This is a genomic window from Protofrankia sp. Cj3 (genome assembly GCF_917627355.1).
Classification (GTDB): domain Bacteria; phylum Actinomycetota; class Actinomycetes; order Frankiales; family Frankiaceae; genus Protofrankia.
The window spans coordinates 10182-17454 of sequence record NZ_CAKJTR010000061.1 but is presented as its reverse complement, the minus strand read 5'-3'; the positions used below and the strand labels follow the sequence as shown (position 1 = coordinate 17454).

Sequence of the window (7273 nt, the reverse complement as noted above, 5' to 3'; positions counted from 1 at the left end):
CGGGCCGGTCCCGGAGGTACTCAGCATGGACGACTGTGCGCTGCGGCGAGGCCGCCGGTACGCAACCCTGCTGATCGACGCCGTTAGCCACCGGCGCGTCGATGTGCTGCCCGACCGCCAGGCCGCCACCGTGGCGGCCTGGCGGTCGGGCAGCCCGGGGTTCGGGTGGTCGTGCCGCGACGGATCGACGTCCTACGCTGGGTATGACAGCACTGCTCGAGTGCGCCCGCCGTCTGGGCTGGTCGCGCGGCACCGTCACGCGCTATGCCCGGGCGCAGAGCCGGCCGAGGCCCTGCGGCGTCCCGCCACACGCTGGTCGACCCCTAACGCGACCATCTGCGCCGCCGAGCCCGCCGTGGCGGTCACCCGCCTGCTGGCCGAGATCCGCGAGCAGGGCTATCCGGGTAGTGCCACCCTGCTCGTGCGCTCCCTCAGCCAGAGACGCGCCGACCCCGCACGCCGGCTGTCCCCGCGTCGACTGGCCAGCTGGCTGGCGAGCAGGCCGCCGACCTGCTGCGGCACCTCGGGTGACCTGGTCGCGAGCTGCCCGCAGATGACCGTCCTGGCCGCCCGGGTACGCGCGTTCGCCATCCTGCTCACCGAGCGCCGCGGCGAGGACCTCGACATGTGGATGAAGAATGTACCGGGTGACGACCCGCCCGCCCTGCATACCTTCGTCGCCGGACTGGCCCTGCCCTCCAGCAACGGCCCCATGGAAGGCATCAACACCACGACGAAACTGATCAAACGTCAGATGTACGGCCGCGCTGGTTTCTCCCTGCTCCGGCAGCCGTGCGTGTTGTCAGCCGGTGAGGAGGGTGATGGTGCGGCCGGTAGGGCTGGTAGTGGTGGTAAGGGCGGTGCGTTTGTCGATGTCAGGGGCGTCGGGGCGCTGGTCAAAGATGAGCAGGGTGCCGCTGCCCAGGCCGAGGCGGTCGAGATAGCGGTCGAGTTGTTTCAGGCCCTGGTTGAGCGGGTTGGGCCTGCCCTCGCGCCAGACCTTGAGTTCGGCGGCCTCGCGCTGCACGTGGCGGGTGCCGTCGGGGGTGGTGTGGGGCCAGCGGATGTTCAGGTCGATACGGCCGGAGCCGACGGCGTATTCACGTTCCACGTAGCCGCCACCGTTCACGACGCGCTGCAGGTAGCCCATGAAGATCAGCTGTGGGGATGCTTCGTCGTAGTAGCCGCGGCGGGTGAGGAACTCGCCGTGTTCGATCCACCAGTCGACGAACTCGGTGAGCATCTTCGGGAGGTCGAAGGTGCCGTCCGGGCGGACGAAGGATCGCGGATCGGCGGTGACACTTTCCTGGATCCGGCTGGCCAGGACTCGGACGATCACCTCGCGGTAGATCGGGTTCGCGATGCGGACTGGCGCGTTCGGCGCGATGAGGCCGAGGTCCCGGACGTAGCTGACGTCGTCGTCATAGGGCTCCAGATCGAGGATGTCGCCCGCCAGCAGCGGGCCGAGGACCTTCTGGACGCGCGGCTCGGTGAGTTTGGCCGCGAGCGAGTCCAGGTGGGTCGCCCGGGCAAGGATGAGCCGTTCCTTGGCCGTCTCCAGGTGCTCGACCGTGATCGGCTGTGTCACGGGAACGGCGAGTTTTTCGATGACCTCGCGGGCGAGGGCGTTGACGAGCCATGGCTGGCCAGCGGTCAGCTCGTAGGCGTGGCCGACGGCTCCGGGGGCGAAAAACTGGCCGGTGTCGGCGGTGTGCTGGCTGTACAGCTCGGCGGCCTCGACCGGAGTGAAGTCGCCGAGCCGCAGCGACTCCAGCTTGATGGTGAACGGGCTGGACGTTCCCAGCCGGGACGGGTCGCCCCCGGCGGCGGTCTTGTAGTCGCGGACGTCGCGTAGGCCGCAGAGCGCAACCGACCACGGGAACGGTGCGGGGCGGCTGTTGTAGCCGTCACGGAGCTGGCTCAGGACGCTGAGGAGTGACTGGCCGCGCAGCGCGTCGATCTCGTCGAAGAACAGCACCAGCGGCCGAGGGCACGCGTGCGCCCACGCGCGCAGCGCGTCGACGATCAGTGTGCCGTCCGGCACCGCCGGCCAGGGCGGTGGATGCAACGGCGCCGGCAGTGAGTCCTGTGCGCCTGCCCGGATCCGGCTGAGGATGGTGCGGGACGCGGAGCCGTAGTCATCGTCGGCTGCCCGGGCCGCCTCGCAGGAGAAGTGCAGCGCGGCGTAGCGGCCCTGGGTGGTCAGCTCACGCGCGAGCGCGCGTAGTGCCGTCGTCTTGCCCGTCTGGCGCGGCGCGTGCACGACGAAGTAAGCTTTCAGATCGACTAGGCCGGGTGCCTCCGGCAGCCGGGACAGCGCTGGGATCATGTAATGTTCGGCGGGCAGGCACGGGCCGGCCGTGTTGAACCGACGCACCATCGGCTCTCCCTCTTCGTAGCGTGTCCAGTCGCTGCCTGCTCCGCGTACCACCCTATGCGTGATCGATAACCAGTCGGACCCGGCCTGGGCGAGTTCAAACGGTCGTAGCGACACTCCGATAGGATGATCGCTCCCGACGTGGTTTTCGCCGTTCTGCTGGCATCTCTCCCTCAAGGCCCTCAGCGGCACGTGACCGAGCGGGCTCGGGTACCGCTCGCATAACCCGATCAGCGCGCGACGGCGCACCCGTACCACCGCCGCACACCATGACCGGATACCGGGCGGGAATTGATCGACAACCTGACCGGCGACCCGGAGCCGGGCACCCGGGAGGCGCCCCGCTTGAGAATCGGATTCCACCGGACGCATGCGGTCCCCGGCCGAAATACGTTCACCGCGTGTCCCTGACCGCGCCCCGAATACCTGTGATCGTCGGCGCCGCGGACCTCCGCGGCGACGGTAGCGAGCCCTGCGAGCTCATCGCGCAGGCTGCCCACAATGCCGTCCCCGCCGCACTGTTGAGCGCGCTGGACGCGATCCTCAAGGAACGCCCCCTCACGATCACGGGCGGCCTGGAATCCTTCGGCGGACCGGCGAACGACTACTCCCTGCACGCGATCGTCGCCGCGCATCGCCTGTGCGGCCGGACGCTGGTCTACGCCAACGGCGAGTACCTCACCAAACACCATGCGATGGTCATCGCACCGACGAGGCCGCCACGGCCCTGGGCTGAGCCGGCACACGTCCCGTCGGCGACCGCGCCGGTCCCCGGGTACGCCTCCGCCGTCACCGGCCGCGGGCGGATCGAGACCTTCACCGTCGAGCACGACCGGGCCGGCACGCCCGCCCGCGGCTGGATCATCGGCCGTGACGACGGCGCGCGACGGTTCGCATCCGTCGTCACCGACCCGCAGAGCCTGCACGCACTGGCCGACCCGGACCGCCAGCCCATCGGGCAGATGTGGGACGTGACAGGCGCCGATGGGCTCAACACCAGCACGGTCCCCACGACGTAGGAGTCCAGATGACGATCGACCACGATGCCTGCTGGATCGGCGCCGACGGCCCAAGCTCTGGAACGCCTCGTTCACCGCCTACCTCACCTGGGACAGCGTCACCTCCGTCACCGACGCCGTCGAATTCTTCCGCCGGGGCCGCCGGCATGCTCCCGGGTGACGCGATCGCGTTCTTCCCCGTCGCCGGAGGACGGCCGCGGTGACCACGACGAGCCCGGCGACGGCGTAGGAGGACACCTGTAGCGTCCGGGCGTCGCCCGGTGGACCGGTGAAAAGGGAGACGTACACGGGGTGAACGGCGGCGGCGACGGCCAGCCATTCCAGCCGTCCCGCGACCACGGCGAGGGTGGCCAGCAGGATGCCGTACCAGGGCTGAACGGGGGTGGCGACCAGGAAAGCCGCCCCGACAAGCCACAACCCCGCCCGTTCCACGGGGATCCGGCGCGGATCGGAGCGCAGCACCACCACGGCGACCACGGCCAGCAGCGACACCGCAACGGCTTTGGCCGTGGCACCGTGAATGCCGAACATCGACAGGAGCAGGAACCGACCCCCCTGGGCATATCCCTCGACCTTCAGGTACTGCGGCAGGAAACCGAGGGCTCCAGTTCCGACGGCGAGGACGTGAGGCAGGTAGGAGAGTCCCATGACCGTGACGGCGGTGCCGACCAGAGTGATCGGGCGGCGCCGGGCGGCCGCCGGGAGGAGCAGCGCCGGGTACAGCTTGACCGCCACCGCCGCGCCGAGCAGCGCTCCGGCGAGCGACGCACGGCGGCGGGTGGGTTCCGTGGCCACACCGGATTCTCCGGCCGTGCCTGTTCGTCCGGCCGCGGCGGATCCGGCGTGCCGCCGCGATCTGAGAGCCGCGATGCCGCTGAGCGCGAGCAGCGCGGCCAGGACGTCGACGTGCGCGTCGGAGCCGGTTTCGAGCCCGGCGAGCGGCGAGAGCGCGTAGAAAGCGGCGTAGCGGGGGTCCCGGCCCTGCGCCGCCAGCACCCTCATCATCAGAATGACCAGCCCGAGCGACGCGAGGGACGCGTAGAGCTGCATCCGGTGTTCGCGCGGCGGGCCGGGCAGGACATGCACGGCGGTGAAGTATGCCTGCGCCACCGGTGGGTAGATGGTGTGCGCGTCGGGGTAGTTCAGCCGGATACAGTGCGGGCCCCGGTGGATGGCGGCGCACCCGGCCGGGTCCGGGAACAACCAGTCGTCGCGCAGGTGGGCGAGTTCGGGGGCGAGAGGACCGTAGCGGTAGGGATCGATGCCGGCGGCCTGCACGCGGCCGTCCCAGATATAGCGGTAGAGGTCGTCGGACAGCTGGGGGCCGTGGGTGAGCGCCACAGCGTGGATCGCGACGGTGCCGGCGAGCAGCAGGCCGACGGCGAGCCGGCGGGGAGCGGCCCGGATCAGCCACGCCGCGCCGGCTGTCCCGGTCACCCACCAGAGCATGGTCAGGTAGAGCACGGTCATCCGGCCGGGCAGGTAGCCGGGTTGGAGCAGGATCGCCGCCTGCGTGGCGAGGACGCCGCTCAGCCCGACGACCGCTGCGACCAGGGCCCACCGGCCGCCATCCCCGGGCGTCGGGAGACTCCGCCCGTCACGCCGACGACGTCGGGCGATGGCCGCCACGGCCCGCGCACGGCGGATCCCGTACGCATGGACGGTCCCGGCGAGCGGTTCGGCGACAGGGACGGGGGCGGGCATGGGCCGAGCCTGACAGACATGCCGGCCGGCCCCGGCGTACCGCGGTGGAGCTTCTCCGTTCCGTAAGGCTTCACCAGCGGCGGAGGCGGTGACGGCGACCTACCGTGCGTACATGCGACCGTTCATCCGGCTGTTCACCGGACGGCTTCGGGAAGCGCCGACGGTCCTGCGCCGCGGGCCGTTGCGCACGGACGCGTTTTCCAGTCGCCTGCACGACCCTCGGGTGGCCTCGTTGCTGGGGATGTGGCTCGGGGTCGCTTTCGGGGTGTGTTTCCTGACCGGCCTGGTGTCACACGCCATGCAGCATCCGCCGTCGTGGCTGGTCTGGCCGTCCCGCCCGGTGTCGCTGTATCGGTTGACGCAGGGCCTGCACGTGACGACCGGGCTGGCATGCGTCCCGCTGCTGCTGGCGAAACTGTGGACGGTGTACCCGCGGCTGTGGGAGTGGCCGCCGGTCCGTTCGGTCGCGCATGCACTGGAGCGGCTCTCGATCGTGCCGCTGGTCGCCGGGGCCGTGTTCCAGTTGGCCACCGGAATCGCGAACATCGCGCAGTGGTACCGGTTCCGGTTCTTCTTCACGGTGACCCACTACTGGGTCGCCTGGATCACAATCGGCGCGCTGGGGGTGCACATCGCCGCGAAACTCGCGGTCGTGCGGGCGAACGTCGGCCGCCGCAGAGGCGAACGGTCGCGGCTGACCGACCGGGTGAGCGCTCCCGAACAGCCGGGCGGCGGCCTGTCCCGCCGTGGCCTTGCCGTCGCCGTCGCCAGCGCCGCCGGGGTGATCGTGACGACAACCGCCGGCCAGTGGGTGCCTGGCCTGTCCGGGCTCGACCTGCTCGCGCCGCGCCGGCCAGACATCGGCCCGCAGCGGCTGCCGGTCAACAGAACCGCGGCCGCCGCCCGGGTGACCGCGGTCGCCCGGGATCCGGGCTACCGGTTGGAGGTGGTCGGCCCGCGCCCGTTCGCCCTCACCCTCGCCGGGCTGCGGGGGTTCCCCCAGCACACGTCGAGACTGCCGATCACCTGTGTGGAGGGCTGGGCCGCGGACGCCACCTGGCACGGCCTACGGCTGCGGGACCTGCTGGACGCCGCCGGCATCCCCGCGGAGGCGACGGTGCGTGTGGAGTCCCTGGAAGCCGGTGGCGCCTACCGGACCAGCGAGGTGAACCCGGCGCACGCCCGGGACCCGCTGACCCTGCTGGCCACCGGCCTGAACGGGGCCGACCTGGACATCGACCACGGATACCCGGCCCGGCTCATCGCACCGAACCGGCCAGGCGTGCTGCAGACCAAATGGGTACACCGGGTGGTGATGCTGTGAACGGGCAGGCACAGGCTGATCAGGCTGACCGGCGGGATCACAATGGCCGCCACCGCGCCGTCCGCGCGGTGACCACGGCCGTCCTGCGCGGCGGTCCGGCCGCGGCCGGTCTGGCCGCGATCGGCTACGGCGTCCACGGGCTGGTCGGGATGCGGTCGGCTACGAACCCGCCGAACGCGGCGCAGTGGCTGGTCGGCGGGATCCTGGTCCACGACCTGCTGGTCGTCCCGGTGACGATGGCGGTGGGTCTCGTGCTCACCCGGCTGGTCCCGGCGCCCTTCCGGGCGGTGCTGCAGGGTGCGTTGCTGATCAGCGGTGCGGTCGCACTGGCGTCGTTGCCACTGTGGCGTGGCTACGGCGGCCCGGCGGACAACCCGTCGGTGAACCCGCTGCCGTACGGACGGAACCTCGCGATCGTCCTCGGCCTGGTGTGGGCCTGCGCCACAGCTGTCATCGCGGTCCGCGCGGTCCGCGTCCGGCGGGCGCGGCGCAGTCACGTAAGCGCATCCGGTCCACCGGCCGGATGACAACGTCCATCAGCTCCGACTGCGACCCGCGCTTCGCCCCTCGCCTCGACCCGCGGTCAGCTCGCCGGGCAGGCGCGGTACGCAGTGGTTCTACAGACAGGTTCACCGACATCTGCCCAGGGCAGCGAAGTGCCGCCCCGGGTCGTACCACATTTCCGTAACGTGCAGGCCGGCGGTCGCGGCGAGGCCGGCGATCCCCTCGGTACCCACCAGCGACCAGGGAAACGACCTCGACATCCGCCCGTCCGGCCCTTCCAGGCGGATCAGCGAGGGGCCGGTGGGCGTCCCGGGCGGCCCGAGCTCGATGAGCACCCGGCCGGCT

Annotated in this window: 6 protein-coding genes and 1 pseudogene; 3 read left to right on the top strand and 4 right to left on the bottom strand. The window is 71.2% G+C overall.

The annotated features are described in order from the left end of the window. Nucleotides 1-396 precede the first annotated feature (396 nt). Together MJ783_RS10705 and MJ783_RS10700 are read right to left on the bottom strand one after the other, a co-directional pair. Nucleotides 397-591: a hypothetical protein gene (locus tag MJ783_RS10705; RefSeq protein WP_239310244.1), complete on the bottom strand. Its 195-nt coding sequence runs from the start codon at nucleotides 589-591 to the stop codon at nucleotides 397-399. A 211-nt stretch (nucleotides 592-802) separates the two neighbouring features. Then, a complete protein-coding gene (locus MJ783_RS10700) occupies nucleotides 803-2380 on the bottom strand; it encodes an ATP-binding protein (protein WP_239310243.1) in 1578 nt (525 codons plus the stop codon). Between the two features lie 398 nt (nucleotides 2381-2778). Here MJ783_RS10700 and MJ783_RS10695 point away from each other — a divergent pair, with 398 nt between their 5' ends. Then, nucleotides 2779-3396, top strand: coding sequence for a hypothetical protein (locus MJ783_RS10695; protein WP_239310242.1), 618 nt, complete (start codon nucleotides 2779-2781; stop codon nucleotides 3394-3396). A gap of 78 nt (nucleotides 3397-3474) precedes the next feature. On the opposite strand, the gene MJ783_RS10690 is transcribed toward MJ783_RS10695, so the two are convergent. Further along, nucleotides 3475-5100, bottom strand: a complete 1626-nt coding sequence (locus MJ783_RS10690) for a glycosyltransferase 87 family protein (protein ID WP_239310241.1) — start codon at nucleotides 5098-5100, stop codon at nucleotides 3475-3477. A 112-nt stretch (nucleotides 5101-5212) separates the two neighbouring features. On the opposite strand from MJ783_RS10690, the gene MJ783_RS10685 reads away from it, so the two are divergent. Then, on the top strand, nucleotides 5213-6424 hold the full coding sequence (locus tag MJ783_RS10685) for a molybdopterin-dependent oxidoreductase (RefSeq protein WP_239310254.1): 1212 nt from the start codon (nucleotides 5213-5215) through the stop codon (nucleotides 6422-6424). Further along, nucleotides 6421-6951, top strand: a complete 531-nt coding sequence (locus MJ783_RS10680; protein WP_239310240.1) for a hypothetical protein — start codon at nucleotides 6421-6423, stop codon at nucleotides 6949-6951. Before MJ783_RS10685 ends, MJ783_RS10680 begins: the two co-directional genes overlap by 4 nt. A 102-nt stretch (nucleotides 6952-7053) precedes the next feature. Here MJ783_RS10680 and MJ783_RS10675 read toward each other — a convergent pair. Beyond that, nucleotides 7054-7273, bottom strand: a pseudogene (locus MJ783_RS10675) (SAM-dependent methyltransferase); the annotation flags it as partial.

Bases quoted from the DNA above. Each gene is read 5' to 3' on its own strand.
- MJ783_RS10705 (WP_239310244.1), bottom strand. From the start codon at position 591: ATGGCGAACGCGCGTACCCGGGCGGCCAGGACGGTCATCTGCGGGCAG.
- MJ783_RS10700 (WP_239310243.1), bottom strand. From the start codon at position 2,380: ATGGTGCGTCGGTTCAACACGGCCGGCCCGTGCCTGCCCGCCGAACAT.
- MJ783_RS10690 (WP_239310241.1), bottom strand. From the start codon at position 5,100: ATGCCCGCCCCCGTCCCTGTCGCCGAACCGCTCGCCGGGACCGTCCAT.
- MJ783_RS10685 (WP_239310254.1), top strand. From the start codon at position 5,213: ATGCGACCGTTCATCCGGCTGTTCACCGGACGGCTTCGGGAAGCGCCG.